We start from the raw sequence: 25,593 nt of genomic DNA, 5'->3' as shown, positions 1-25,593 counted from the left end.
TTACAACCTAAAAAGAGGTTTTATAACTCTTTGAGAACCACCATCTTACAGACAATTAAAAATCTCTTATAAGACAATTTAAATTCTCTTATAGGACAATTTGAATTCTCTTATAAGACAATTTCAACTTTCTACTAACTCTTTTTCTACTCGCTCCATTATGTAAATACTTTTTCTTACACGACGTTATCAGTCGTTATCCACTTCTTCCTTTATCCAATCGTAACCGCGTTGTTCAATCTCCTTTGCCAATTCTGGTCCTGCCGTCTTCACGATACGACCTTTATAAAGTACGTGAACAACGTCTGGTTTGATCATATCAAGCAGTCGCTCATAGTGCGTGATGACGATGTATGAGGTTTTATCAGTATGCATCTTGTTAACGCCATCAGCTACAATGCGCATGGCATCAACGTCAAGACCAGAGTCAGTCTCGTCCAGAATACTAAGCTTTGGCTCCAACATTGCCATCTGGAAGATCTCATTACGCTTCTTCTCACCACCCGAAAAGCCTTCGTTTACACTGCGACGAGAGAGTGTAGAGTCCATCCCCACCAACTGACGTTTCTCACGCATGAGTGCCATAAACTCAGCAGCCTTCATTGGTTCTAATCCTTCATAGGCACGCTTTGCATTGATAGCAGCCTTCATGAAGTTAGTCATACTTACGCCTGGTATCTCAACAGGATACTGGAAAGAGAGGAACAAACCCTCGTGAGAGCGGTCTTCTGGCTTCATCTCCAATAGGTTTTTGCCATTAAAAATAGCCATACCATCGGTCACCTCATAGAGAGGATTACCCGTCAGTACGGCACTCAGCGTTGATTTACCCGAACCATTAGGTCCCATGATAGCATGCACCTCACCATCTTTTATCGTGAGGTTGATACCTTTTAATATTTCTTTTCCTGCGATGGTAGCATGCAGGTTTCTTACTTCTAACATATTATTTATTCTTTACTTTAAGTTTGTGATTATTATATCAGCAACTGTTGACAAAATAGCAGAGAAGATACCGAATCCAGAATCATGTTCTCCCTCTACCATACGAGCACGCTCGATAGCTGCATCTTGCTCGGCAAATACGGACTGAGAAGGGTCGCTATCACCAAAGATAGACTTCGACTTCTTTTTGTAGTGAGGTAATTCACTGATAAATCCTGAGCCTGTCACTGTGCGGAAAAGCCTTACATCATAAGGTTTAGGCGTATGAGCGACTCCCATAACAGAATGAGACTCACGAATAGTATCGCTCTTCACTTTCATACTAACAAGATACTTCTCCCACGTCTTTGGCTCCCATGTCTGTGCTTGAAGTATTGTAGTGAACAATAGAGTGCATACTAAAAGAATGACCTTTCGCATACGTTTTGACGACTTTATCCTACCGTTCCTTCCAAAGTTACAGAGAGAAGTTTCTGTGCCTCAACAGCAAACTCCATTGGAAGTTTGTTGAGAACATCCTTCGCATAACCATTGACAATCAAGCCGACAGCATCCTCGGTAGGAATACCACGCTGATTACAGTAGAAGAGTTGGTCCTCACTAATCTTCGAAGTAGTTGCTTCGTGTTCAACAATAGCAGTATCATTGTGGATGTCCATATAAGGGAATGTATGTGCACCGCAATCGGAACCTAAGAGAAGAGAGTCACAACTTGAGTAGTTACGAGCGTTCTCCGCATTGGCTGTAGCACGAACTAGACCACGATAAGAGTTCTGACTGTGTCCGGCAGAGATACCTTTCGAGATGATTGTACTCTTCGTATTCTTACCCATGTGAATCATCTTCGTACCCGTATCAGCCTCTTGGTAGTTGTTTGTCACAGCAACAGAATAGAACTCTGCCTGTGAGTTATCGCCTTTCAACACACAAGAAGGATACTTCCAAGTAATAGCCGAACCCGTCTCTACCTGTGTCCATGACAGCTTAGAGTTCACTCCACGCAGTTCGCCACGCTTTGTAACGAGGTTCAAGACACCACCCTTACCATTCTCATCACCTGGATACCAGTTCTGAACAGTAGAGTATTTTACCTCAGCATTGTCTAACACAACGATTTCAACTACTGCAGCATGCAACTGATTCTCATCACGCATAGGAGCAGTACAGCCCTCAAGATAGCTAACATACGAATCATCATCAGCCACAATCAATGTACGTTCGAACTGACCAGTGTTGATAGCATTGATGCGGAAGTACGAACTAAGCTCCATCGGACAGCGGACACCTTTAGGAATATATACGAAGGAACCATCACTAAAGACCGCAGAGTTGAGTGCTGCAGAGTAGTTGTCACGGTAAGGAACAACACTTCCAAGGTATTTACGTACCAAGTCAGGGTGCTCTTTGACAGCTTCACCAATAGAACAGAAGATGATTCCCTTCTCTGCTAACTGCTTCTTAAAGGTTGTCTTCACTGATACGGAGTCCATAATGGCATCAACAGCCGTCCCACTCAGTGCTAATCGTTCTTCCAGAGGAATACCTAACTTATCAAAAGTCTTCTCTAACTCTGGGTCAATCTCCTTATTCTTAGGCTTCTTCGCCAATGGATCAGCATAATAAGAGATATCCTGCAAATGTAGTTCTGGCAAATGCAAGTGTCCCCACGTTGGTATAGGGAGCGTCTGCCAGTAACGGAAAGCCTTCAAACGAAAATCGAGGAGCCACTCTGGTTCCCCTTTCTTCTGCGAAATAAGTCGAACGACATCCTCGTTCAGACCCTTCGGAATGACCTCCGTATGTACGTCGGTTGTAAAGCCAAACTCATACTTTTGCTCTGCAACCTTCTTTACGAATTCATTATTTTTGTTCTCTGACATTTGTTTTTGGGATTAAAAAGAGAGGGAGTTTATAGGAGTTAATGAAGTTAGCAGGGATTAAAGGAAACTGGAGAAGTTGTTAAAAGCTAAAGGAGTAATAATAGTTAGAGAAGTTAAAAGCAACACTTCTGTCTGTACTAATACCACATACTCTTTATACTCGTTTCACTTAAACCTTCCTTTTAGCAGCCCTAAACATACCATTCACATTTCTTATACCTATCATTTAACTCATGTAAATCTATCGTTTAGTACCCTAAGACAACAGATTATGAGCTTCCACCGTCTCTATTCTCAATATTTATAAATACACAATGTGAACACACAAAGAGTATGCCACACATATCAACGGCAACATTTGTTACCATAAACAAAAACCGTCTTTACTCCTTTGCCGGAGAAAAGACGGTTCTTTTATTTTTTATAGTTTCTGTTCAACCTCAATCTCCGTGAAGGTTTCGATGATATCACCAACTTGTAAATCATTGTAATTGACAAGTGATATACCACATTCAAGTCCCGTTGCGACTTCCTTCACATCATCTTTATAACGTTTCAGGGCATCAATAGGAGCTGTATGAATAACAATACCATCACGGACTACGCGACCTTTATCCTTGCTATGAACCTTACCTTCAGTAACCATACCACCGGCAACCGTTCCAACCTTGGATATCTTGAAGACTTGTTTCACCTCAAACTGACCAGTGACAATCTCCTTCTTCACCTTGTCAAGCATACCCACCATCGTTGACTTCACATCGTCGATAGCATCGTAGATGACAGAGTAAGTATTGATTTCTACACCCTCACGGTCAGCCAAGCGACGTGCATCAGCAGAAGGACGAACCTGGAAGCCTACGATGACAGCATCAGAAGCAGATGCTAACATCACATCATTCTCTGAAATCTGACCTACTGCCTTGCTGATAACATTCACCTTCACCTTCTCTGTTGACAGCTTAATGAATGAGTCAGACAATGCCTCGATAGATCCATCGGTATCACCCTTCACGATGATATTCATCTCATGGAACTCACCACGAGCAATTCGGTGAGAGATATCAGACAGAGTAAGACGTGTCTGTGTACGCAAGCCCTGCTCACGTTGCAACTGCTCACGCTTGTTAGCAATCTCACGTGCCTCCTGTTCAGTCTCCATAACATGGAAGGTATCACCAGCTGTTGGTGCACCATTCAGACCAAGGATAATAGCTGGTTCTGCTGGTCCAGCACTCTCGATGCGTTGGTTACGCTCATTAAACATAGCCTTAATACGTCCCCATGAAGTACCAGCGATAACGTTATCACCAATCTTCAACGTACCATTAGACACAAGAACCGTACTTACATAACCACGACCCTTATCAAGAGAAGACTCAATGATAGTACCTGTAGCCTTACGGTTAGGGTTAGCTTTAAGATCCATCATATCGGCTTCAAGAAGGACTTTGTCAAGAAGCTCATTCACTCCCAAACCCTTCTTAGCACTAATCTCTTGACACTGATACTTACCACCCCACTCTTCAACGAGCAAATTCATCTGTGACAAGTCTTCACGTATCTTATCAGGATTAGCTCCCGGCTTATCAATCTTATTGATAGCGAATACCATTGGTACACCAGCAGCCTGTGCATGTGCAATAGCCTCCTTAGTAGTAGGCATGACTGAGTCGTCCGCCGCAATGATGATAATCACGATATCGGTAACCTGTGCACCACGAGCACGCATAGCAGTAAAGGCTTCGTGACCCGGAGTATCAAGGAAGGTAACCTTACGGCCATTCTCCAATGTTACACTATACGCACCAATATGCTGGGTAATACCACCAGCCTCACCAGCAATCACATTCGTGTTACGGATATGGTCGAGCAAAGAAGTCTTACCATGGTCAACATGACCCATGACTGTAACGATAGGAGCACGTGAAACAAGATCGTTCTCATCATCAACCTCCTCGCTAACAGCCTCCTGTACCTCAGCACTGACATACTCTGTCTTGAAGTCGAACTCATCAGCAACGAGATTGATAGTCTCTGCATCCAAACGTTGGTTGATAGAAACCATGATACCGACAGACATCAATGTTGAGATGACATTCGTTACAGGAACATTCATCATTGTAGCCAATTCCGAAACAGTAACAAACTCGGTCAGCTTCAATATCTTACTTTCCTTACGCTCTGCCTTAGCCTCTGCATTCAGACGCTCTTGAACAGCATCACGCTTCTCCTTACGGTACTTAGCACCCTTCTTATTCTGGCTCTTACTTGTCAGACGAGCAAGTGTCTCCTTTACCTGACGTGCTACTGCCTCATCATCAACCTCTAATGGTTTCTGATTACGGTTGCGGTTCTTCTTACCACCGTTCTTATTATTGCCGTTATTGCCACCCTTCTTACCATTCTGGTTCTGCTGCTGATTAGCTGCAGCATTGATGTCAACACGTTCTTTATTAATACGAACACGTTTCTTCTTACCCTGACCATTATTCTGACCAGCCTTCTCTTCACGCTCTTTACGGCGTTCTTCCTTACTCTTCTTCTTAGGACGAGTACTCTGATTCAGCGAACTAAGGTCAATCTTACCCAATACATTCACCTTCGGAGTATTGAGCATTTTCTTCTCATTCTTAGTCTGGAACAGACCATCTTCCTGCTTTTTATCTTCCACAACAGGTTCTTCTTTAACAACAGGTTCAGTCTCAGTCTTCACTACAGGAGCCTCTTTCTTTGGAGCTTCAGCCTTCGGAGCCTCAGATTTCTTCTCCACCGGAGCCTTAACAGGTTCTTCAACCTTATTTTCAACAGGCTTTTTCTCCTCCTTTGCTATAGGCTTCTCAACTGTAGAAGGCTGTTCTTCCACAACATTCTCCTTCGCTGGGCTGACGGCAGCAGCCGCTTCAGGAGCAGACTTCTCTTCGGTAGGAGCAACAGATTTCTTAGCTGTCGGCTTATTCAGTTGGTCAAGATCAATCTTTCCAACTGGCTTATACTTTGGACGGCCAGAATCTAATATAGCTTCTGCCTTATGGTTATTACCAGAAGACTTTTTCTCCTTAGGCTTCTTCTGGAAAAGCTTGGCAGCATCTTTCTTTACCTCTTGATCATTCTTGAAGGCACCAACAAGAGCCTTATACTGCTCCTCACTGAGTTTAAAGTTAAGATCACTCTTTACCTCACCCAGTTCTGGTTTCTTCTCTAAGAACTCCACTGCCGTTTGAAGTCCTACGTTTAATTCTCGAATTGCTTTGTTTAATCTGATGCTCATTAATTTCTTTTTTCGGTGTTGGGTGCTAGTTGTTGGTTGTAGCCTTTTGGTAGAGAGGGGTTCCGAACATGGAGTTGCTGAATAGTCACACCCGTTAGCTTCCAGTCAACAGCCATCGCCCACCAACCAATCACCTTATTGCTCGAATTCTGCTTTTAGAATATTCAATACATTATCAACTGTCTCTTCCTCCAAGTCAGCCTTCTCTATCAACATCTCACGTGGAGCGTTCAATACCTGGCGAGCCGTATCAAGCCCGATACCCTTAATGGCATCGATAACCCACTGATCAATTTCGTCAGAGAATTCATCCAAATAAATATCCTCCTCGGCATTCTGTTCATCAAGCTCACGGAAGACATCAATGGTATAACCGGTCAACATACTTGCCAGCTTAATGTTCATACCACCACGGCCAATAGCAAGACTAACCTCCTCAGGCTGCAAATAAACTTCAGCCTTTTTGTTCTCTTCGTCAACCGTCAAGCTGCTGACCTTAGCAGGAGAGAGTGCACGTTGAATAAAGAGTTTTGTATTGGCTGTCCAGTTGATAACGTCCAAGTTCTCGTTACAAAGCTCACGTACGATACCATGTACACGACTACCACGTACACCAACACAAGCTCCTACTGGGTCAATGCGCTCATCGAAGCTCTCAACAGCAATCTTTGCACGTTCACCCGGCATGCGAGCAATCTTACGAATTGCTATCAAACCGTCATTGATCTCTGGTACCTCAGCCTCTAACAGACGTTCCAAGAACTCTGGAGCAGTACGGGAAAGGATAATCTTTGGATTGTTATTCTCATTGTCAACACGAAGGATTACGGCACGTACTGTCTCACCCTTACGATACTGATCACGAGGAATCTGCTCACCCTTAGGAAGTATCAGCTCATTGTTTTCATCATCAACAAGCAGCACTTCACGCTTCCAAGTCTGATAAACCTCACCAGAGATAATCTGTCCAACGCGGTCCTTATACTTATTATAAAGTGAGTCATGCTCCAACTCAAGGATCTTTGAAGCAAGCGTCTGACGCAGGTTTAGGATAGCACGACGACCGAACTTATTAAAGTCGACCTTCTCACTAACATCCTCACCAACCTCATAATCCTGTTCTATCTTACGAGCCTCTTTCAGGGCAATCTCCTTGTTTTCATCCTGAACTTCACCATCTGCCACAACCACACGGTTACGATAGATTTCAAAGTCGCCCTTATCTGGGTTCACAATAACGTCGAAGTTTTCATCGCTACCGAAGATTTTGGCAAGGACATTGCGGAAACTCTCTTCCAACACGCTTACCAATGTCGTACGATCGATACTCTTGGTGTCTTTAAACTCCTTGAAAGTCTCGATCATATTCGGACGTTCTTCTTCTACTTTTCTTGCTGCCATAGCTTTACTTGAAACTTATTATGTATTTTGTATATTTTACTTTATCCATCTTGTACGCATGGTCTACATCCATTTTCACAGGACGTTTCTTACCTTCCACATGTACTTTCTCATTGACAGCCACAACAAAGTCGTTGCCATCAACGCTCTTTAATACGCCTTTGACTTTCTTTCCGTCCTTATCCAGCACCTCAACTTCTTTACCAACGAAGATCTTATATTGCTGTGGAACCTTGAAAGGCTGTCCTAATCCAGCTGAACCAACCTCAAGTTCATAGTCTTCTTCGTCACGTGAGAGTCTATCCTCTATATACTTACTCAACTCCACGCAATCTTCAATCCACACACCATCAGCATGGTCAATCTCAACAACGATCTTGTCATCGGAACTGATTTGGATATCAACCAAGAAGTAGTCTTTTCCTTCCAACCACTCCTCTACGAGGCTCTTTACTACGTTTTTATCTATCATAAGCGTTTAAATATGAAAAATGAGGGACTACCAAAAGTCCCTCATTCCTCTGAACGTGTGCAAAGTTACGAATATTTTTCGATATACACCAAATGTTTTCTGTTTTTTATCACCTACCTATTGTATAACAGAAGCTATCAGAAAGGAGTAATACAGGTGAGTCCCTTACATCAGACCAGAACCCATCTGACATAACAACGCCTATGGAAAAGAAGTAGCAACAAAGCCTTTCTTGTAAAATAAAATCAACGACATGCTTTCCATAGGTCCTCTTTTGCAATGTAAAAGACGCCCTTTTGCATTGTAAAAGATGCCCTTTTGAGGTGTAAAAGACGCCCTTTTGAAGTGTAAAAGGACGTCTTTTAGGACCCTATTCTTAAGTACCTGAATATCTTAACGTTACAAATCCGCAGGAAAATGAGTTTTGTTTATTTCCCTCATCATTACGCTCTTCTTTTTGTAAATATATTTTCTCAAACATTATTTCCACCTCCTTACAGCTCTTACTTTATCCTTATCGTTCACACATATAACAAACGACCAATACAATTGGCCTACAAAGCGTTTAAGACGAGCTACATATCCAGTCGAAGAATAGTCCAAAGTTCTTACACAAAATCTGCCAGGCACACAGATAAACCTTGAACTAAAGGAACAATGGGGAAGCACTGTCATACTAAGTCGTTAATTAATGATATTTTCAATACTGCACGAATCAAGCCACAGCTCTGCTTTATAGGGTACGAGAAGATTATATGAAAAAGCAAATCAACACACACAATATAGATAGAATGTAACGTAACTTATAACTTCAAGCAACGGGATCTGAAGATAAAGGAGAGGAGCAAATAGTAAGAGAAAAAGTTCTTCTGAAATATGGACTAATAAACTAAAGTTCTTAAATAATAAGGTACACAAAGTTCCTAAGAAGACAGAACTAAATGCAATATCACAGATGTACCAATAGCACAGAAAGCGATAGAGGCGAAGCGTACAGAGTCATGATAACTTTTGAGATAAATCTTATATGTATAAATTTCTAATAAAATTAGCATACAAACTCCGTTATTTCATGCGCCAACAACACCTCCATACCCACCATTGCAATATTCTTAACAATCCCGCTCTCTATGTAACATCTCGTCAAAGTTCTAAACTTAGGAGACACACTTATAATTCCAAATTTCAGAAAGCCCCTCTAAACTATCAAGATAGGAATGCAACGTTTAGGGTTAGGCATGTCGCTTTGGGAGTAATACAGATATTCTTGGAGCATATCTTAATAAACATCCACGTCACTATAGACAGAAACTAAAGGCAAAGCAAACAAAACTTTTTTAACAGAATATTTGGTACTTTTAAACAAAATTAGTAGCTTTGCAACGACAAGTTATTATCAACTTGTCCAAACATATTGGAATTGAGCATAAGACTCCATACTATGTATAGTAAATGGTCTACTGCTCAGAAAGGACGTTTACAGACGTTATCTTTTGGTCCTCAAACTTCGCAAATTTGACCAAAACCCAAAAGAGATACGGCAACGGAAACGTTCACGTTAGTTGTATTATTTCTATGTTCACTTATGACATTGATTATAATATAGCATTGACGTGGGCCTCTAGCGTTGCCTATCCTTTGGGTTAGGCAATGCGAAGGCCTGAGGACTGGGATAGGTAAGTGAAGACTCCCACGTCTTTTTTTTCACCTAAATTTTGGACCTTGCTGCAGGAGAGAGGCATAAGAATATTTCACTTCCGTATTCTCGTGTCCTTTAAACAACCTGCCTATACTTGGGAGTGGTAAGGCTTATAAAATTAAAATCTATGAAACGAATTCTATTTTTCATTGTGATGACTTTGTGTACTATGACTACATTTGCACAAGAAACAAAAGAACAAATCCAGAAAAGCGAAAAACGCGCCAAGAATCTACAGACCTTACTAGACAAGTATTCTGACACAAAATGTGGTGACGAAACCATTGACGGCTTCGGTCAGTCCGTTCGCGATGCAGCGGTATTTGCAATTGCAAACAGAGAGAAGCTAGAGGGTCTTTATTATCGCCAGATGGGGCAGACAAAGGATGGAGTAACAGACGCTACTATCGTAAAACCAAAATTGGAAGATTGGTTAGAGCTACTAGCAACAGTTACAGCTGAAACCAAATCTATTGGAAATGCAGTAGATAATGCAAAAGCTGCAGGTGAGCAGATGAAACAAATAGCAGAAAATGCGAAAAACAACAAGAATCCAATGAAGATGGCTAAACTTGCGAAGATGGCTAAGGGAGCTGGTGTCGTTATGGAATTTGGCAATAGTGCGACCCCTATTCTTTTAGAAGAGAGTGCTGGGCAATTAAAGGCTGTTCAGGATATTATCGAAACGATAAAATCAGGTAAGAATCTATAATGAGGTATTATGTCCTCTCCGTTCTGCTTCTGCTTGTACATGGCACAATATGTCATGCACAGGCAGAAAGCAGACCTGTCGTAGGTGTCACAGAGTTCACTTGCGACGAAAAAAGTCCTTATACAATGTTAGTAACCGAGAAAGTCGTGGAGATGCTAACCAACACTCATCGATTTATTGTTGTTGACAGGACTAGTCGTAATAAAGTAGAAGAAGAACTTGAGCTACAGAAAAGTGAAGCTTTTTTGGATAGCAAGAATCTAGCACAACAAGACGCAGCACTTGGTGCTAGTATGCTAGTAACAGGGCATATTATCAAGATACCTGTTTATCGCGTCCACAATGGTGATGGAAGTGTAAGAGGTTACAAAGCAAGTGTTGCCTTTCAGTTGAAAGTTGTAGACGTCTCTACTGGTATTAGTAATGAGGCACAGAGCTTTCAAGGAAAAACAAGCAAAGAAATGCTTTCTCCAGAAAGCGCTGTCACTGCTGCAATGCAGTCAATCAAAGATGACATTTATGAGTATTTCCGAATCAACTTCCCTCTCACAGCAAAGATTGTTAAGGTGCTAGACAAAAAGACTCTTGTCATTAATGCAGGTATAGATACTGGCGTAAAAGTTGGAGATAAATTTATTGTCCAAACAATAGAACTACTTGACGGCAAACCATACCCATCCGATATAGGAACAATAACTGTAAGGAAACAATCAGGTTCCTCTTTCTCTGAATGTGACGCTACATCTAAAATAATATCAGCAATAAACTCTGCGCAACAAGGTGTGGTTATTCAATGTAGTTTAATCATAAAGAAGTAGCTATGAAAAAAAAACTTATACTATTATTGACTATCTTGTCTATCTGTCTTTCATATACGTATGCGCAAGAATTGACATCAAAAGTAGAGAATATTGCGACGGCGAAGCCCAAAATAATGGTAATTCCCTACACACATCAAGGAGAAGATATACGTATGGTGTTGGAAAGTGATGTCAACAAACGTATCGCCTTGACAAAGATAAAAGAGGCATTTGATCAACGAGGATATACAACCGTTGATTTCTTTGGACGGGTTAAAACTCTGTCTAAAGCCAATGCTTTAGGAAGTAATCAACAACAAGATGCAAAGTCACTTATCATACAACAATCTGGGGCAGATATATACGTTGAAGCAGAAATCAGTATTCTCGACTCGCCAACGGGCAACTCTGTAAAGATTATCATGTCGGGATATGATGTCTCAACGGGCAATTCACTAGCAAATGCTGTATGCGAAAGCGGAAGATTCTACACGGAAGATTACGGCAAACTGGCATCAAGGGCAGCCGAGAGTGGTATTAATGGTTTCCTTAACTCTATGCAGAACAAACTCATGGACATAACAGAGAACGGACAATCAATCAGTCTAACAATCGGATTTGATCAATCTTCAATGCTATCGATGTCTACAGAAGTAGGGGATGAAGGACTTCCATTATCTGATGATATCGAAATGTTCGTTGCAGGGAAAAGTTATAAGGAGAACTATCACATACAGGGTACAAGCGACAAACAAATGATTTTTGATGACATACGTATTCCACTGACAGATGCCGAAGGCAGAACTTTTAACGCTAATAAGTTCGGATTAAAACTCCTACAATATTTTCGTTCAAGGAATATTAAGGTCGAAAGAACTATCAGCAACAACATGATTGTAATCACTATAAAGTAAAACTTCATGAATATCCGCAAGTTATATATCATCACAGCATTATTTCTTACCGTCATTAGCTGTATTCATGCACAAGGGATTGAGATTGGTTTTGTTATACCAACAAATCAAGATGAACTAAGTGTAAACACGGCAAGAATGCTTCGCAGCAGGATTCTTCCTGCATTCACGGCAGAAGGTATCGAAACATCAGAAGTAAGTTCCATCGCTATTAAGCCTGAACTCAGCTTCACAAACTACCAAGAGGCAGAAGGAGGAATGAGAAATATTCATACTTCTGAGGTTCAAATAAATCTCATCTGTCAAAATCTTATTACGGGAACGGTATTTGCCAGTCGGACGTTCAGTCTACAAGGGCAAGGCTATTCTGCTGATGACTTAGTTAAAAATGCGTTTTCTCAAATAAAACCAAATGATGAGAATGTAAGATCATTCATACACGCGGCTAAGAGACAGATATTGAGTTACTACTCTAAGAACCTGCGAGCTATACTCAGTAGAGCACAAACTTTTGCCCAGCTCCACCAATACGAAGAAGCATTATCTTTACTCTTTTCATGCCCATCCACTTTAACCAATTACAATAGTGTAAATGCTGCCATCAACAATATCTACAAACAATACCAAAGAAATGAATGTGGCAACCTTTTACTACAGGCACAAACTGAATATTCTAATGGTAATTATGAAGCATGTGCTGAGATTTTAAAACAAATAGACATAACAAGTCCTTGTGCTACAGAGGCAAAGAGTTTATGTCAGCGCATTAAACAATCGCGAGATACAGAGGCACGACGCATTATTGAATTAATAGAGAATCAGGCAAAAAGAGAAGTTGATTTAGAGAAACAAAGAATAAGAGCTGCTAGAGATATTGCTGTTGCGTATTACAAACAGCACACTAACCTAATCTTGATATTCTAATCATCATATCTCGTTTTTGCTAGTATATATATTGCAGGATACGGAAGAACCAGAGAAAAGTCTGATTGTAGTAATAGTCTTACTTATTCCGATGCATATTATCACGACATAAGAAGAAGTAGTTTTCCCAAGTTGCTGTCACTCCTATCACTCTTTACAGTATCATAACAGCATGATAATCAATGAACTTCACCTAAATGTTAAAATGACAGCAACTTAATTTTAAATTATAATTGGGTTTTTTATAGAGAGTAAGAACTATTCTCTGACAGCCGAGAGCATAATATATTCGACAAAAAAAAGGAACTCAAAACTTATCGAATTGAGTTCCTTTTTCTATTTTATGTCGGCACTTGAGAAGAACATCTATCCCTACTCTTACCATCAGTTTTCAGTTTAAATTAACTGGAAATAGGGGCAGACGGAGTGTTTTCCCCAAGCCTTAAATATCCAAATCTGGTGCTTTCTCGGCACCTTCTGCAGCTGCAAACTTAGTCATTTTATCGAAACCAAAGATACCCGCTAACAGTGAGTTAGGGAAGTGACGGACTGTCTGATTATAGTTTTGCACTGCATCATTATACTTTCTGCGTGCTTCACTAATACGGTTTTCAGTACCTTCCTCCTGAACTTGTAACGCCTTGAAGTTCTCACTTGCTTTCAGTTCAGGATAAGCTTCGGCAACAGCTATCAAACGTGATAAGGCTTGTGAGACCTGACTTTGTGCTGCTTCAAACTGCTTCATCTTCTCAGGCGTCAGGTTATCAGCATCAAGATGTATCTGTGTAGCAGCATTACGAGCCTTTGTCACTGCCTCGAAAGTCTCTTTTTCATGCTTTGCATAAGCTTTAACAATCTTTGCCAGCTGTGGCATCATGTCTGCTCTGCGCTGATATTGCGTCTCAACATTACTAAGAGCAGTTGTTGCTTCCTCCTGTTTATCTACCATACCATTATAGCCGGAGAATGCCCATAACCCTACAACAACCACAATTGCTATAACAATTAAAAGTGTCTTATTCTTCATTTCTTCTTGTTTTAAAATAATATTTCCTTAATTCAAACTAACTTTACCAGCCACCGCCAGAGCCTCCGCCACCAAAGCTGCCACCTCCGAAGCTACCTCCTCCACTGAAGCCACTACCGCCTGTACTACCAGGGTTGCCCCAAAAGATGAATGGAACACCACCGAATCTGTCTCTACCACGGCCATTATTACCTCCTCGATGGTTATCGTCATCATGATTGATCTTTGCCCAAACGATCCAGAAGAATACAACAAGGAAGAGTATTACGATGACAACATCATTAGCTCCATCGTCACTTGCTCCTTCAATACCGGTTTCCCCTGTTTTAAACTTATTATAAACAGCCTTCGCTGTAGACAGCATAGCCTCATCAACATCACCTGCACGCATATTCCTTACGATGCAAGCTTGTGCAATATCATCACAATCAACATCGGTCAGATCACCTTCCAACCCATTACCTGGTGCAATAAAATACTTTTTATCATCTACTGCCACCACAACAACCAGACCTCTTCTGGTCTTTCTATCACCGACACCGTATTTGTTTCCAATATCTTCTGCAACACGAAAAGCATCACCGTTCTTGACATGCGATACTATGACGAATACCGTTTGTATACCGGCTTCTTTCTCCAACCGTCTCAAATAAGAGTCGGTAGAGTCGCGCATAGCTGGAGACATGATACCATCTGGGTCACTGACATACCGCCTTGCATCTTGCAGATGTACCATTGGGATATTATCTGCATCCCAATCCATTGCTGCAACCTGCAACGTAAATACAGAAAAGAGGAATGTATAAAATGCAAATAAGATTTTGTTCATGCACACAGAAATAGTAAAAAGTTGAGAAATGACTCACACATAGGACCGAATATATATCCTACCTCAGCGCTATGTGCAAGCACTATCAACCCACTTTATAGTTATTCTGAATATTAGCGGAGTGTTGTCTTTGATGCCTCCGTACCCTTCTTGGAAGATGATGGCTGAAGAATATTTCTATATTCTGTTGGATTCTGCAATACTTCCACAGCCCTTTTCCATTGTTTGTCGAACTGCAGGCTGTTCTGAATAGACCCTCGCTGATAATAATAAGCAGAAACAAGGTCGCTCGTCAGCACCTTCTTCAGTGTCTGTTTATTATAATCAAGATCTTTAGCAAGGTTATGGCTCAGCTTTTTCTCCAGTGCTTCAAATTCAGGTTTGGCATCATCATAATACCCTTCAAACTTTGCCAGCTTCTCAAGACTCTCAAGGAATTTCTTACTTTCACGGTCATATTTGAAGCCACTCTTCAACACTGCCTGCTTGAAATCTTCATAATCAGCATCCGAAATAACAAAATCCTTAGCTGGAGCAATCGTTGGATGAGTCTTAATATACTTCAGTTCCCAATTCCACATAACCTCCGTTGAGTCTCTTCCTGTAGATGCAAGATAGAAAGCAATGTTAGGTAGAGAGTCAGGTTGCACCTCTATATCAGGCTTAATACCACCACCGTCACGAACCTCACGTCCATCTGCTGTATGGAACACATGGGTGAGAGAATCAGGAACATGCTCAATATAGCCTCCATTAGAGTGTTTATAATTGATAGCCTGTATACATCTGCCACTCGGAATATAATATTTACTTGTGGTCAACTTCAGACTTCCATTATAAGGAAGCTCCATTGAAACCTGTACAAGTCCCTTTCCATATGTACGAGTACCAAGGATTACGGCACGATCAAGGTCCTGCAGACTACCACTTGTGATTTCACTTGCACTTGCAGTCTCGCCATTGACAAGAACAACAATAGGTATCACCGTATCAATAGGTTCTACGGTCGTCTTATATTCCTTATTCACACGCTCCAACTTACCTTTGGTCTTCACCAATGTAAGCCCTTTTGGAACAAACATATTCACAATATTGATAGCTTCCTGAAGACTACCTCCACCATTGTTCCTCAAGTCAAAGACTAGAGATTTCATGCCCTGCTTCTTCATATCAAGGAAAGCACGACGAACATCTTTTGAACAATCTGTAGTGAAAGAGTTAAGATCTATATAACCAACACCATTTTCTTGCACACCATAATAAGGAACAGATGGCAACTGAATAGCACGACGTGTTATCTTAAACTTCATCTTCTTGTTTGTCGAAGGACGCTGAATGGTCAAAATAAAGGTAGTACCAGCATCACCACGTAAGTGGTTACTCACATAAGAGACATCCTTTCCCACCATAGAAGAGTCACCTATGGAAAGTATAACATCACCCTTTTTCAGTCCAACTTCAGCAGCAGGCATATTTTCATATGGCTCGTCTATAACAACATTCTTCAATACTAAGTTATAACGAATCAAAGCTCCTATACCAGCATACTTACCTGAAATCATCATGTCCAAATCCTTCACCTTGTCCTCTGGGTAATAAACGGTGTAAGGGTCAAGTGAACGCAACATATAGTTAATACCATTACCAACTACTTCATCGGCATTCAGGGTGTCAACATACATCAAGTCTAAGTATTTGTATATAGCAGAAAAAGTCTCAAGATTCTTTGCTACATCGAAATTATGTTCCTTGTTTACATTATTTTGAGCCGTTACAGTGCTCCCCAATGTTAGGAGGAAGAGTGTAAATGACAAGAATATTTTCCTCATCGTGTTCCTTTTGTTTATTATTTATGCACTTATAGATTGACAAAAGTACATTATTATAATGGAATACCTACTTCTGGAAGGAAAAAATTAGATAAAATTACGTTTTAGATGATTTTTTCTCTCAAAACATTTGGCAGTTTGGAAGAAAGAATGTACCTTTGCAACCGCTTACAAGAAATAAGCACTTAACATTGCTTCAGTAGCTCAGTTGGTTAGAGCACCTGACTGTTAATCAGGGGGTCGTTGGTTCAAGCCCATCCTGGAGCGCAAAAAGGAATTACGAAAGTAATTCCTTTTTTTATATATAAAGATTCCTTGTCCTATCAACAGGAAGAGAGGATGATAATTATCATCAGGTTGATAAATACAAGATTTATAAAGGTACATTCATAAAAAGATTGCCTATAAAATAATGATGGTACTATAATTCCGCATCACTTTCCTACAAGAAAGCATAGATTACTCCCTCTTTATCGGTCAACCTTTATTATCTTCTGCTCCAGCTTTCCTGCTACCCCATTTACCTTAACAATATAAATCCCATTAGCTATATCATTAACCCAGAGTTCTTGGACTTCTGTTGAACGCCCAGTTTTTATCCTCTCTCCACAGATATTATACAGACTCCAAATAAAAGAAGAATGGACTGGAGCATGGATTTCATAATGATTTTCGCCACTGTTCGTTATGGTATAGGTCTTATTAAAAGCTGTAACATCATTGATTGCTGTTGCAGAGAAAGTGGGTTTTACTGACTTTTCAGAAGGTTTTCCACCAGTGAAGAATGGCCAACCATCTTTATCCCAGTTTACTTTATCTAGGAACAATAGCCTACCATCACTGGGTTTCATAACATCATAGCCATGATAAAGTACCCAATAACTACCCTTATCATCCTTTATCAACTCAGAATGATGTCCTGGGCCTTTCACCTTATCACTACCCTGAAGGACTACATCTGAGAAATGGTCCATAATACTTTGCCCTGCTTTATTCAGATATGGCCCTTTAATATTCTTACTACGAGCTACAACGACATGGTAAGTACTATTAAGTTCATTACAACAGCTACCTGCTGAAGCAAAGAAATAATAGTAATCACCTCGCCTCATCATCATAGTTCCCTCAACAAGAGTTCTATTCTTACCCTCAATAGGACTAATTTGGAACTTTGTTTCTTTCTTAAGTCTTAGACCATCTGCAGATAGTTCAGCACCGTATATACCATGAAAGCTGCCCCAAAAAAGATATTTTTTACCGTCCTTATCTTGAAAGAAACATGGGTCAATACTGTTTCTTACACCAATCTCAGAGCTAGTAAAAAGTTTACCATGATCCTTAAAAGGACCAGAAGGAGAAGAAGAAGTTGCAACACCGATCCCACATTCCCATTCTCCACCCCAAACGGACATGGAATAGTAAAGTACATACTTTCCATTGATGTAGTTGATATCAGGTGCCCATAACCACCCATTCTTTACGAAAGTTGGACGCCCCGCTTTAGTGAAGGCACTGCCTACAAATGTCCAATCAACTAAGTTTAGGGACTTATAAATAGGAATAGCAAGCCCCGCGCTCTCTGTTGCATAAACATAAAACCATCCGTCATTGGCTTTAATGACGGATGGATCTGCAAGATATTTCCTTATTACAGGATTCGTATAAGTATTTTGCGCATAGATGTTCTGCAACCAAAGCAATGCAATCACTGCACATATCAAGACTCGTTTTTTCATTACTTTTAATTGATTCGAGACTAAGAGGATAATTATTTCTTGAAATGTATTGTAGCCTTGATTGTTGAACCAGTAGGGAGCAAAGCAGAAGGCTGACTAGCATCAATTGGAATTCCTGTCAGATTAATGAAAATATCAATGGCATCAGTAGAACCATAATTGCCAGAAAGCAAATTAGCCTTTTCTACATAATCTTTTAAGAATGCGTATGGCACCTTTAAAGATAAAGTGTTCAATTCTCCTACTACTGGTTGTCCACTCACCTCTTCTACATCCGAGGTGTAAGCATTAGAAAGATATACACGGTATTTAGCATTCATCACATCAATCCAACGTAAGGTAAGTGCATCTACCGTATCATTCTCTAAGTCCACATTATATTCACTGTGCTCAAGGAATAGACTCTTTGCACGAGGTACCCCTGCCCCATCCTCCTTAACACATGAGCTAAGGAAGATGCTGGTAAAGATACAAGTTAAAATAACATATACTAGTTTATTCATCTCTTCAATATTTAATTAATTCAAGATTCTATTACTGAACAGGTTCGAAGGATGTGTGTAAGTCATCAGCATCTAAATAGAGCGAGAACTTAAATCTACCAGGGGTTGTCACTTTCCATTTCACGTCACCACCAGCACTTTCATATCGGAACATGCTCAACTGGTGATTAACAGCTGGATCAGCATTAGGTTCAGGTGCATAAAAGAACTGATCGCCCCAGCTTGTACCTGTATTCACTTTAATCTCACCAACCTTAAATTCACCGACCCATGAATAGATGTATGGATAACGTGGGTTTTCTATTGTAAAGACACCTTCAGAAGATGCCGGATCCCATCCGATAGAACAGCCATCTCCAACGATACGGATCGTTTCTGGATTTGGTAACTGAACTATATTGAGGACACGACAGTCCATAAAATCATCATTGGTATCAACAATAATTGTACGCTTACCTGTCACAGTATTTGTAAATGGTTGTACATTTCCATTATCTATAAACTTCACTTTTCCCCCAGTATCTTGACCATAAGCAGGATAAGCATCAGTTGTCGAAGTAGTAAAGTAATAGGTACATGGTTTCATAGAAAGTGTAGCTTCATAAATACCTGTACCTAACTGACGTTGAGACATACGTTCAACTCGTTCAGCACCAGTTGCATCATCTTTAATATGAGCATATAGATAAGTAGGATTCTTTTCATAACCCGTCACACGGAACTCTACTTTTGATACTTCTGGCTTGATATACTTTATTTGATTATTTACCGTACCGACCAATTCTGCTGTTACAGCAATAGAGGTCCCTGCTGGTACCCAACGAGCAACAATAGCATTCAGATCTTTATGAGTAAAAGAAACTTCATGAGCGCCACCTAAAGAGAAGAAATCACTATGATGCTCATTCTTTGAATCTGTTGCATAAAAACGCAAGGCATAGGTTATTGAGTCATAATTTTCTATAGGACTTTTTACTGTATTCCATTTGAAAGTGACAGCAGACTCATCCTCTTGTGCCTTACTAAGTGTCAGTTCTGTTACTGATGCCTGAAGATGCATATCATCAGGCTGATTCTCTAAAGTAAAATAGGTTGGATCCTCATTACATGCTGTAAAAACCAGTAGGATACACAACAATCCGAAGAATTTATTTATTGTATTCATTATTATCTAACTTATTTTTAAAGAATAGACTAAGATTAATTAATCGCCCCAGAATGGTCCTTGAACAAGATTCGGATTCTTCTCATACTCATCAATATATACAGGCATCCAATAGTACTGACGTTTCCAAATACGATGTTGGAAAACAGTTCGCTTGTAGAACGTATCCTCGGAATTACCCAATGCATTCATACCATAACCATCACCTGTTATCTCTGGAAGGTTCTCAGCCTCTTTCCAACGGCGTATATCATACCAGCGGTTGTCTTCAAAACAAAGTTCAACACGCCTCTCAGCCCGAATAACCTTACGTAAAGCAGCCTGTGTATTGTCAATATGAATAAAGTTATCATCCTGTATTGGCACATTATCAAAAGTATACTTACGCACTCCTGCACGTTCACGAATGAGATTCAGATACTCCAAGGCAGATGTACGTGCACTGACATCATCGTGAGCTTCATTCTCTGCCTCAGCATAATCAAGATAAGTAAATGCTAAACGGTATATGAAACCTTGGCGATCAGTAATCTTACCGGTTTTTATGTTATCAGTCATACAGATAGCTTTACGAAGGAGATAACCATTCTGTGGAGCATCATGTGGTGAACTCGACTGAATATTGTCTTTATGATTATAGAACATATCGACTTTTCTATTCACATAAGTCAACCACGCCCCATTATAGGTTACAGCATTATAGAAACGTGGTTCACGATTACAATACATATTATATGTATGCTTCGCTGTAACTTCTCCAGGCTTACCCGTGCCATATTCCCACTTAGTATTACGTGTATCAACAGCATTTGAGAAGCCTTCTTCATTGTAATTAGAATTCACATCTGAGATGGGCAAGCCATTTTTAGTAAAGAAAGCATCAACTAGTCCTTGATAAACACCAAGTCCATTACCACCACCAACTTCACGTACAGAGCACCAATTAAGCAAGCCATCAATCTGCTTATAAGCATTTCCCTTCGTTACAGGGAACGTTATTTCACGATTTCCCTCACTCCAACGTTTCAGATGTACATTATAAGTAGACATAAATGGGTCAATGGAACCATCATCATTATATTCCTTGTACAGTTTATAACCAGCCTTCTCAGCCTCATCAATACATAATTTACAAGCTTCTGCTGCCTTCACCCACTTCTGTGGATCATATGTAGGATTGAATATTAATTCTCCGGACTTGTTACGATAATCTTTATACCATGGATTACCATTAACTAACGGGCTAGCTGCAAAGAGCAACATACGAGCTCGGACTGTCAGGGCCATAATCTTTGTTATACGACCATACTTAGCAGGATCCTCATAAGTAGCAGGCAAAGCATTTGCAGCCTCCAACATCTCTTTATCACAATAGTTGACAATATCATCAAACTTAGATTGCCCTATCATCAAATCAGATAACGTAAAGTCTGTCGGAGCTATATAATCAGGTTTAAAAGGAATACCACCATAAGCTTCAGCCATTTGCCACCAGCCGTAAGCTGTCAAAAACTTTAATTCATTCTTAATGTTATCAACTTCTCTCTGCGGAAGATCTTGATCTGGCAAAGCCTTTATTCTCTGTTCTATGATATAACCATGACGTATATATTTAGGCATAGCTGCCCAAAGATCTCCATCCCAATCAGAGTTAATTGTCCATTGTCCAAAGATTCTTGGAATTGTGTGTTTCCATCCCCATTGCTCCCAACGACGTGAAGGAGTCAAATCATCAGCAAATACCTCATATCCATCCTTTATCAAAGCAAACTTATCTGGGGTATGGATGACATTATAAACATAAGACAACATTGAGTAGACCTTGTCACGATTCGTAAACACAATATCCATATTAAGCTCTGTATCAGGTTCCTTATCAAGATAATCAGAGCAAGATGTTGTCATTGTTACAGCCATCAGGCCAACCATGAAATATTTTGTAATTTTCAAAGTTCTCATCTTCAATTTTATTAGAAATTAATATCCAACCCAAATTGTACTGAACGATTCATTGGGTACTTCAAGCCATCACCTGTTCCCAGCTCTGGATCCCATAATTTAAAGCCAGAGAGGCAGAAGAGATTATTACCACTGACATAAACACGAAGATTCTTTACGTATAAATTCTTTAACCATTGGGCATTAAGCGTATATCCGACCTCTATCGTCTTACAACGCAAAAAGCTCATATCCTTCTTCCACCATGTCGAAGCACGATAGTTGTTTAGGTCAGGTCCATAGGTAAGCCTTGGCCAGAATGCATACGGATCTTGATTATCAGCAGTCCAACGATCACTGAGATTCTCACTGTAAGCATTACCTTGTACGGTTGTTCCACTTGCTGGTATAAAATATGGTGAACCACCTATAATACGATGGGTATCTCCAACTCCTTGAAAAAAGAAATTCACATCAATATTCTTATAAGCAATAACACCACCAAAGCCATACACAATACGTGGGTCAACTGTTCCACCAATAAAGCCAGCATCTTCTTCTGTGATAACACCATCCCCATTCATATCTACATATTTTATATCACCTGGCTTCAGATCTGTACCTCCCACCCCACTTTGTGACGGAATACCAAATTTCAAAGAACCATCAGCATTGAAATCACTTGGCATAAAAAGACGCTCTGCAGTAAGACCCTGTAGTTCATTCAGAGAACGACCAGTCTGTGCACGATAAGTCCCTTTCTTTATTTCGGGCTCATCATACTCATCAACACGGTTCTTTGCATAGGTAAAGTTTACATAAGCAGAAGTGAACCAATCCTTGTTCCACTGCTTATGGAAGTTGAGGCTCATATCAACACCACCATTGGTAACCTTACCAAAGTTAGCCCATGGTGCATTGATAAACCCACTCTGTGTTGGGATGATAGTACGTTTCATGAAGATGTTTGAACGATTCTCACGGAAGATATCTAGATTGAAATCAAGCATATTCCAAAGTCCCAACTCAAAGCCCACATTATATTTCTTCACCGTTTCCCATGTCAAGTTGCTTACACCAATATCACCCTCTGTAATACCCGTATAACTACTCTGTCCTGTCGTACCCCATACATAACCTTCTGCATTTGTATTCATAGTAGTCAGGTAAGCAAAGCGGCGTCCACCTATATTATCATCTCCAGCCTTTCCAACACTGGCACGAAACTTTATCTTATTGAACGTCTTATGATACTTCTGCATCCATGGCTCTTCACTCATCAACCATCCTATAGCAAGTGATGGGAAGAAGCCAAAGCGCTTTCCTTTGGCAAAATTCTCCGAACCATTATAACCAAAATTGAACTCAGCAACATAACGATTATCATAGGTATAAGATAAACGCCCCGCTATACCCTGCTTACGATAGTCTTGAATGTCACCATCATCATAAGCTTGCTGATTATACAGGAAAAGCGCATCAACGTCATGTTTACCGAAACGATGCTTATATAACACATCTGCTTCAAAGTAAACACGGGTATTACCATAATCACTACCTTTATAACTACTCATAGATTCATCACCTACCGTACCTTGGGTGTGAATCAGATTACCTTCTACGTCTCTACCTGTAGCAGGGAGGACTGTACCTGGATTAGCCTTACGTCCACGCTGACTCTTATTCCAACGGTCAAAACTAAAGAGCCCCTTAACTTTTAATCCAGGTGTGATAACTTTCAAGTCTTGTTCTACAGCGAAAAGAGTTTGAATCTTTGAGCTTGTATAGAAGTCATACCCATGCTGTGTAACCGTTTCCCATGGGTTAGCACGGTTCGATACTTTTGGAATCGTGCCATCACTATAACGGATTGGATGTACAAACGGTAAGGTCTGGAAAGCTTCTGTAAACGCATCATCTGTGTTACAACTCTGCTGCTTAAAACGATTCAGATAACCTCCGATACTTACACTAAGCAGAGTTGTCTTAGTTACATCCATATCAATATTGGTACGAAGATTAAACTGCTGGTTGTTCGTTGCATTATCAACAATCAGAGATTTATCCTGTGCTAAAATACCCGTCTCACGGAAATAAGAAGCTACTATGGAATAACGCAAAAAGTCTGATCCACCACTAACCTCAAGGTTCGCACGTGAAGAATAAGCATAATCCTTTGTAATAGCGTCTATCCAATTCACATTCGGATAGAGGTCTGGATCATACCCGCTACGTGTACGGTCTATCTGCAACTGGGTAAACGGGATGGGAGAACCATCGTGTTGTGCCACATTATTAAGCAGACTCATATAGTCTGGTGCATCCAAGAACTTTGGCAGTTTTGTTGGTGAATTGATAGACTGCTCCACATGAAATCTCACTGCAGGTGCACCAATCTTTCCATGTTTTGTCGTAATGACGATTACACCGTTTGCACCACGAACACCATACATGGCACTTGCTGATGCATCTTTCAATATAGAGAAGGACTCTATCTCTGACACATCAACACTGTTCAGGTCACGTTCTACACCATCAACCAGTACCAACGGTGCACGATTTCCTGAGAAAGTACTGATACCACGAATCCAGAAATTAGAATCGTCATAGCCAGGTTCACCTGAACGTTGAATGCCAATGACACCCGATAGCTTACCAGCAAGATTATTAGATAAGGTACGCGTATTGCCAAACTTCAGTTCAGTGGGTTGAATAGTCTGAATAGCACCAACGATAGATGCTTTCTTCTGACTACTGAAACCCGTAACCACAACCTCGTCAATGTCCTTAGTGTCCTCTTCCATAATAACATTCAAGGACTTAGAACCCGTAACGGGGACATTCAGTTTCTTATATCCTACATAAGAAAACTCAAGGGTTTTATTACCTTCGGGTACATCAAGTGAAAACATACCATCAATATCACTGATAGTACGTATTGGACCATTCGAACCAACGACAGTAACTGTCACACCAATCAATGGCTCCTTAGCCTTATCAGTTATCTGTCCTGTAACCTTAAAAGTCTTAGACTGCTGGTCTACTGACAAAGCTGATGGTACTGCCATTGCAGGAGTAATAACACCATTGGAAAACAGACATGCCAACAGACAAGCAGCACTAAGCGTATGTCGGTTGAACATACTGCGGCAAATGGTAAAGCGTTTATTTCCCATATTTTTAAGTTTAAGTTATATTTTATCAAGTCGGTAAAATCGGGTAAAGATTGCTTAGTACAATTAAAATTAATGGTCGCAAAGATAAACAAAAAGCCTTCTCCCCAACCTATTTATAATGTAATATACAACAAAATACAGATTTATATTTTTTTATTATCCTAAATATCAACTACTTACAAATGACACTAAAAAGAAAAATATATAATAAATAAAACAATCATTAACAATATAAAAAGCCCCATTTCATCGTATTCGGTGGTATAGACACAAGTTTAAGGATAACCAAAGTATGATATAAAATAAAATATGGTATAGACTTTTCAACAAGATTTCTACAAAGAATAAGGGTATGCATGTCTCCACTCTGGA

General features: G+C 40.2%; 18 protein-coding genes and 1 tRNA gene. 5 read left to right on the top strand and 14 right to left on the bottom strand.

What is annotated here, in order from left to right; all coding sequences use genetic code 11:
- Window positions 1–189: 189 nt before the first annotated feature.
- The 6 genes from sufC to rimP all read right to left on the bottom strand — a co-directional run bounded on the left by sufC (window position 190) and on the right by rimP (window position 7,969).
- Entirely contained in the window at window positions 190–945 is a 756-nt protein-coding gene (gene sufC / locus ACZ48L_RS07025; RefSeq protein WP_008823623.1) for a Fe-S cluster assembly ATPase SufC, read from the bottom strand.
- Window positions 946–957: 12 nt separating this feature from the next.
- Complete coding sequence (locus ACZ48L_RS07020) at window positions 958–1,365, bottom strand: hypothetical protein (RefSeq protein WP_025791426.1); 408 nt, start codon at window positions 1,363–1,365, stop codon at window positions 958–960.
- 14 nt (window positions 1,366–1,379) lie between these two features.
- Window positions 1,380–2,825, bottom strand: coding sequence for a Fe-S cluster assembly protein SufB (gene sufB, locus ACZ48L_RS07015; protein ID WP_008823621.1), 1,446 nt, complete (start codon window positions 2,823–2,825; stop codon window positions 1,380–1,382).
- A 421-nt stretch (window positions 2,826–3,246) separates the two neighbouring features.
- Window positions 3,247–6,096 (bottom strand): translation initiation factor IF-2, encoded by a 2,850-nt coding sequence (gene infB, locus ACZ48L_RS07010; RefSeq protein WP_278539480.1) that lies wholly within the window; start codon window positions 6,094–6,096, stop codon window positions 3,247–3,249.
- 135 nt (window positions 6,097–6,231) lie between these two features.
- Entirely contained in the window at window positions 6,232–7,497 is a 1,266-nt protein-coding gene (nusA, locus tag ACZ48L_RS07005) for a transcription termination factor NusA (RefSeq protein WP_008823619.1), read from the bottom strand.
- A gap of 4 nt (window positions 7,498–7,501) precedes the next feature.
- A complete protein-coding gene (gene rimP, locus ACZ48L_RS07000) occupies window positions 7,502–7,969 on the bottom strand; it encodes a ribosome assembly cofactor RimP (RefSeq protein ID WP_025791429.1) in 468 nt (155 codons plus the stop codon).
- 1,826 nt (window positions 7,970–9,795) lie between these two features.
- Here rimP and ACZ48L_RS06995 point away from each other — a divergent pair.
- The 4 genes from ACZ48L_RS06995 to ACZ48L_RS06980 are packed head-to-tail and all read left to right on the top strand — an operon-like array spanning window position 9,796 to window position 13,018.
- On the top strand, window positions 9,796–10,380 hold the full coding sequence (locus ACZ48L_RS06995) for a hypothetical protein (protein ID WP_025791431.1): 585 nt from the start codon (window positions 9,796–9,798) through the stop codon (window positions 10,378–10,380).
- On the top strand, window positions 10,380–11,198 hold the full coding sequence (locus tag ACZ48L_RS06990; RefSeq protein WP_025791432.1) for a CsgG/HfaB family protein: 819 nt from the start codon (window positions 10,380–10,382) through the stop codon (window positions 11,196–11,198). Before ACZ48L_RS06995 ends, ACZ48L_RS06990 begins: the two co-directional genes overlap by 1 nt.
- A gap of 2 nt (window positions 11,199–11,200) precedes the next feature.
- On the top strand, window positions 11,201–12,094 hold the full coding sequence (locus ACZ48L_RS06985) for a DUF6175 family protein (protein ID WP_464721974.1): 894 nt from the start codon (window positions 11,201–11,203) through the stop codon (window positions 12,092–12,094).
- A gap of 6 nt (window positions 12,095–12,100) precedes the next feature.
- On the top strand, window positions 12,101–13,018 hold the full coding sequence (locus ACZ48L_RS06980; RefSeq protein ID WP_025791433.1) for a hypothetical protein: 918 nt from the start codon (window positions 12,101–12,103) through the stop codon (window positions 13,016–13,018).
- A gap of 442 nt (window positions 13,019–13,460) precedes the next feature.
- Here ACZ48L_RS06980 and ACZ48L_RS06975 read toward each other — a convergent pair whose 3' ends face one another.
- From ACZ48L_RS06975 to ACZ48L_RS06965, 3 genes are all read right to left on the bottom strand, one after another.
- A complete protein-coding gene (locus tag ACZ48L_RS06975; protein ID WP_008823609.1) occupies window positions 13,461–14,045 on the bottom strand; it encodes a LemA family protein in 585 nt (194 codons plus the stop codon).
- A gap of 43 nt (window positions 14,046–14,088) precedes the next feature.
- Entirely contained in the window at window positions 14,089–14,874 is a 786-nt protein-coding gene (locus ACZ48L_RS06970) for a TPM domain-containing protein (protein ID WP_025791435.1), read from the bottom strand.
- Between the two features lie 113 nt (window positions 14,875–14,987).
- Window positions 14,988–16,703, bottom strand: coding sequence for a S41 family peptidase (locus ACZ48L_RS06965; protein WP_025791437.1), 1,716 nt, complete (start codon window positions 16,701–16,703; stop codon window positions 14,988–14,990).
- 193 nt (window positions 16,704–16,896) lie between these two features.
- Between ACZ48L_RS06965 and ACZ48L_RS06960 the strand changes: the two genes are divergently transcribed.
- Window positions 16,897–16,970 (top strand) — tRNA-Asn (locus tag ACZ48L_RS06960).
- 203 nt (window positions 16,971–17,173) lie between these two features.
- Here the strand turns inward: ACZ48L_RS06960 and ACZ48L_RS06955 are convergent.
- Genes ACZ48L_RS06955 through ACZ48L_RS06935 form a run of 5 tightly spaced genes read right to left on the bottom strand, consistent with a single transcriptional unit; the run spans window position 17,174 to window position 25,113 of the window.
- On the bottom strand, window positions 17,174–18,439 hold the full coding sequence (locus tag ACZ48L_RS06955; RefSeq protein ID WP_025791439.1) for a family 43 glycosylhydrolase: 1,266 nt from the start codon (window positions 18,437–18,439) through the stop codon (window positions 17,174–17,176).
- A 32-nt stretch (window positions 18,440–18,471) separates the two neighbouring features.
- On the bottom strand, window positions 18,472–18,942 hold the full coding sequence (locus ACZ48L_RS06950) for a hypothetical protein (RefSeq protein WP_025791441.1): 471 nt from the start codon (window positions 18,940–18,942) through the stop codon (window positions 18,472–18,474).
- 31 nt (window positions 18,943–18,973) lie between these two features.
- Entirely contained in the window at window positions 18,974–20,107 is a 1,134-nt protein-coding gene (locus tag ACZ48L_RS06945; RefSeq protein ID WP_025791442.1) for a SusE domain-containing protein, read from the bottom strand.
- 39 nt (window positions 20,108–20,146) lie between these two features.
- Window positions 20,147–22,066, bottom strand: a complete 1,920-nt coding sequence (locus tag ACZ48L_RS06940) for a RagB/SusD family nutrient uptake outer membrane protein (RefSeq protein ID WP_081767847.1) — start codon at window positions 22,064–22,066, stop codon at window positions 20,147–20,149.
- An 11-nt stretch (window positions 22,067–22,077) separates the two neighbouring features.
- Entirely contained in the window at window positions 22,078–25,113 is a 3,036-nt protein-coding gene (locus ACZ48L_RS06935) for a SusC/RagA family TonB-linked outer membrane protein (protein ID WP_464722034.1), read from the bottom strand.
- Between the last annotated feature and the right edge of the window lie 480 nt (window positions 25,114–25,593).

Source organism: Prevotella histicola (assembly GCF_055385135.1).
Note: the sequence above shows the minus strand (reverse complement) of the source record. Positions and strands in the feature narration are given on the sequence as shown.

Bases quoted from the DNA above. Each gene is read 5' to 3' on its own strand.
- ACZ48L_RS06945 (WP_025791442.1), bottom strand. From the start codon at position 20,107: ATGAATACAATAAATAAATTCTTCGGATTGTTGTGTATCCTACTGGTT.
- ACZ48L_RS06965 (WP_025791437.1), bottom strand. From the start codon at position 16,703: ATGAGGAAAATATTCTTGTCATTTACACTCTTCCTCCTAACATTGGGG.
- ACZ48L_RS06985 (WP_464721974.1), top strand. From the start codon at position 11,201: ATGAAAAAAAAACTTATACTATTATTGACTATCTTGTCTATCTGTCTT.
- ACZ48L_RS06935 (WP_464722034.1), bottom strand. From the start codon at position 25,113: ATGGCAGTACCATCAGCTTTGTCAGTAGACCAGCAGTCTAAGACTTTT.
- ACZ48L_RS07020 (WP_025791426.1), bottom strand. From the start codon at position 1,365: ATGCGAAAGGTCATTCTTTTAGTATGCACTCTATTGTTCACTACAATA.
- sufB (WP_008823621.1), bottom strand. From the start codon at position 2,825: ATGTCAGAGAACAAAAATAATGAATTCGTAAAGAAGGTTGCAGAGCAA.
- infB (WP_278539480.1), bottom strand. From the start codon at position 6,096: ATGAGCATCAGATTAAACAAAGCAATTCGAGAATTAAACGTAGGACTT.
- ACZ48L_RS06975 (WP_008823609.1), bottom strand. From the start codon at position 14,045: ATGAAGAATAAGACACTTTTAATTGTTATAGCAATTGTGGTTGTTGTA.
- ACZ48L_RS06955 (WP_025791439.1), bottom strand. From the start codon at position 18,439: ATGAAAAAACGAGTCTTGATATGTGCAGTGATTGCATTGCTTTGGTTG.
- ACZ48L_RS06940 (WP_081767847.1), bottom strand. From the start codon at position 22,066: ATGAGAACTTTGAAAATTACAAAATATTTCATGGTTGGCCTGATGGCT.
- ACZ48L_RS06950 (WP_025791441.1), bottom strand. From the start codon at position 18,942: ATGAATAAACTAGTATATGTTATTTTAACTTGTATCTTTACCAGCATC.
- sufC (WP_008823623.1), bottom strand. From the start codon at position 945: ATGTTAGAAGTAAGAAACCTGCATGCTACCATCGCAGGAAAAGAAATA.
- ACZ48L_RS06990 (WP_025791432.1), top strand. From the start codon at position 10,380: ATGAGGTATTATGTCCTCTCCGTTCTGCTTCTGCTTGTACATGGCACA.
- nusA (WP_008823619.1), bottom strand. From the start codon at position 7,497: ATGGCAGCAAGAAAAGTAGAAGAAGAACGTCCGAATATGATCGAGACT.
- ACZ48L_RS06980 (WP_025791433.1), top strand. From the start codon at position 12,101: ATGAATATCCGCAAGTTATATATCATCACAGCATTATTTCTTACCGTC.
- rimP (WP_025791429.1), bottom strand. From the start codon at position 7,969: ATGATAGATAAAAACGTAGTAAAGAGCCTCGTAGAGGAGTGGTTGGAA.
- ACZ48L_RS06970 (WP_025791435.1), bottom strand. From the start codon at position 14,874: ATGAACAAAATCTTATTTGCATTTTATACATTCCTCTTTTCTGTATTT.
- ACZ48L_RS06995 (WP_025791431.1), top strand. From the start codon at position 9,796: ATGAAACGAATTCTATTTTTCATTGTGATGACTTTGTGTACTATGACT.